The organism is Mesorhizobium sp. M7A.F.Ca.AU.002.02.1.1 (assembly GCF_003998535.1).
Classification (GTDB): Bacteria; Pseudomonadota; Alphaproteobacteria; order Rhizobiales; family Rhizobiaceae; genus Mesorhizobium; species Mesorhizobium ciceri.
Genome location: NZ_RZPB01000884.1, coordinates 1 through 2,231, shown reverse-complemented (window position 1 = coordinate 2,231; position 2,231 = coordinate 1). Strand labels below are relative to the sequence as shown.

General features: G+C 62.1%; 4 protein-coding genes. 1 reads left to right on the top strand and 3 read right to left on the bottom strand.

Annotated elements, in window-relative coordinates; genetic code table 11:
- On the top strand, positions 1 to 870 hold an 870-nt coding region (locus tag EN879_RS32835), incomplete at its 5' end, for a CCA tRNA nucleotidyltransferase (protein WP_164774725.1).
- Between the two features lies 1 nt (position 871).
- Here the strand turns inward: EN879_RS32835 and EN879_RS32830 are convergent.
- From EN879_RS32830 to EN879_RS32820, 3 genes are all read right to left on the bottom strand, one after another.
- Positions 872 to 1,057 (bottom strand): DUF1059 domain-containing protein, encoded by a 186-nt coding sequence (locus EN879_RS32830; protein WP_013529972.1) that lies wholly within the window; start codon positions 1,055 to 1,057, stop codon positions 872 to 874.
- Between the two features lie 200 nt (positions 1,058 to 1,257).
- Positions 1,258 to 1,518, bottom strand: a complete 261-nt coding sequence (locus tag EN879_RS32825) for a DUF1344 domain-containing protein (RefSeq protein ID WP_013529973.1) — start codon at positions 1,516 to 1,518, stop codon at positions 1,258 to 1,260.
- A 311-nt stretch (positions 1,519 to 1,829) separates the two neighbouring features.
- Positions 1,830 to 2,231: coproporphyrinogen III oxidase (locus EN879_RS32820; RefSeq protein ID WP_127274554.1), on the bottom strand; the 402-nt coding region annotated here is incomplete at its 5' end.

Here is a 2,231-nt window from a genome sequence, read left to right as displayed (position 1 = left end):
GCCGATGGCAAGGTGGTCGACCTGGTCGGCGGCATTGCCGACATCGAGGCGCGCCGGCTGCGATTCATCGGCGACCCGGAAGCGCGCATTCGCGAAGACTACCTGCGCATCCTGCGCTTCTTCCGCTTCTTCGCCTGGTACGGCGACGGACGGCCCGACGCCGAGGGGCTGAAAGCCTGCGCCCGTCTGAAGGAAGGGCTGGCCCAGCTTTCGTCCGAGCGCATCTGGTCGGAACTGAAGAAACTTTTGTCGGCGCCCGATCCGTCACGGGCGCTGCTTTGGATGCGGCAGGCAGGTGTCTTGACCGCGGCGCTGCCGGAAAGCGAGAAATGGGGTATCGATGCCATCCATGGGTTGGCCAAGGCCGGCAAGGATCTGGGCTGGGCACCCGACCCGCTGCTCAGACTGGAAGCGATCGTGCCGCCCGATGCCGCTCGCATGAAGTCGCTCGCCGAGCGGCTCAAACTCTCGACCGCCGAAGCGGATCGCCTGCGCCAATGGGCGCTCGCCACCGCCGTCGAGCCGAAGACGACCGAGGGCGAACTGGCAAAAAGGCTCTATCGCGGCGACCGGCAGGGGTTTGTCGACCGTCTGCGGCTGTCGCTTGCGGCAGCCAGGATGCGCGCCGTCGAGGACAATGAGGCGCTGCTCGAAGCCGGTGGCTTTTCGCGCCTGCTTGGCTTCGCCACCAAATGGGAAAAGCCGTTGTTTCCGCTGAAAGGTGCCGATCTGACGGCGCTCGGCGCAACTCCAGGCCCGAAACTCGGCGAAATCCTCAGGAATCTCGAAGCGGAATGGGTCGAAGCCGGGTTTGCCCCTGATCGCGACGCGCTCCTCAAGCGCGCCGCCGAAGCCTTGCAGGCCGGGTAGATCAGGCCGCGTCGCGGGTCTTTTCGATGCGCGAACGGATCGCCTCGATCATCGTCTCGCGGATGACCGTCTCACCATGTGTCTCGCGCATGTGCTCGACGGCACGGCGCATGACCTCGGCTTCCTCGTCGGCACGTGTGTGCCAGTCACAGCCGGGCACGAGCGACCCGCAGTGAAATTCCTTCATGAGATTTCTCCTTTTCTCCGTGGAGCCTGGTCGAGGCTCCGGCACTTTTTTGGCCCATGTCCGGTTCCAGGGTTGAAACCGCGGACCGCGAACGGGTGAGAAGCATAACACAGATGGGGTGGTATTGGTTGCCGTCAACGGCAAAAGGGCGGAGCAGCATCGCTCCGCCCTCGTCTCGTCCCGTTTTGGCGGGCAGGCCTTCACTTGGCGATCTTGACAGCCTCGGCAATCTTTTTCTTGCCGCTCATGTCCCATGAGACACGGACCTTTTCACCGACCTGCAGGCCAGGATCCTTGAAGGTCTTGGGAAGCGTAAAAGACGATCCATCGTCGAGGACCAGGCTCATGGCCGTCGTGTCAAAGGTCTTGATCGTCCCGGTGGTGTGCTTGACGGCGGCGAACGCCACCGAACCGGAAGCGAGAAGGGCAGCGGCGGCCGCCGAAACAATGATCTTGCGCATTGCGAAGTACTCCTGGAAAGGCGGGTATCTTTTTGACGAAGATGTCCCGCGTCGTCTTGGGCCGTCCGGTCGCGTCGGGTCGCGGCTCGCTTTGTCTTGACGCAATTCCGGTCGGAAAGCCGTTTCGCACTCTTCTGAAATTGCGCGCAGGCGAACCGCCGGCGCTTCCCGACCCCGCGCCACAAATAGACCAGTCTTTTCAAGAGCCTATTAGACGAAAAAGAAATTTTTCGCCGCACCGTGTGCCACATTCCATGCCCAATTCGAGCGAATGGGACATCAATGCGGCTCACGCCGGGCTCACCATTTTGTTACGGCCAGCGGACCTCGGGCGGCAGGCTGGAGAGGATGGCGGCGACATTGCCGCCGGTCTTCAGTCCGAATATGGTGCCGCGATCGTGAAGCAGATTGAATTCGACGTAGCGGCCGCGGCGGATGAGCTGTTCGTCACGGTCGCCATCGGTCCAGTTCTCGTTGAAGTTGGCGCGCACAAGGTGGCCGTAGACGACGAGAAAAGCGCGGCCGACATCCTGGACGAAGTTGAAATCGGCATTCCAGCCGCCCTTGTCCTCACCCGAATGCAGCCAGTCGAAGAAGATGCCACCGGTGCCGCGCGGCTCGTTGCGGTGCGACAGATAGAAGTACTCGTCGCACCAGGCCTTGAATTTTGGGTAATCGGCCACCGCGACATTCTTCTCGCAAGCGAATTGCAT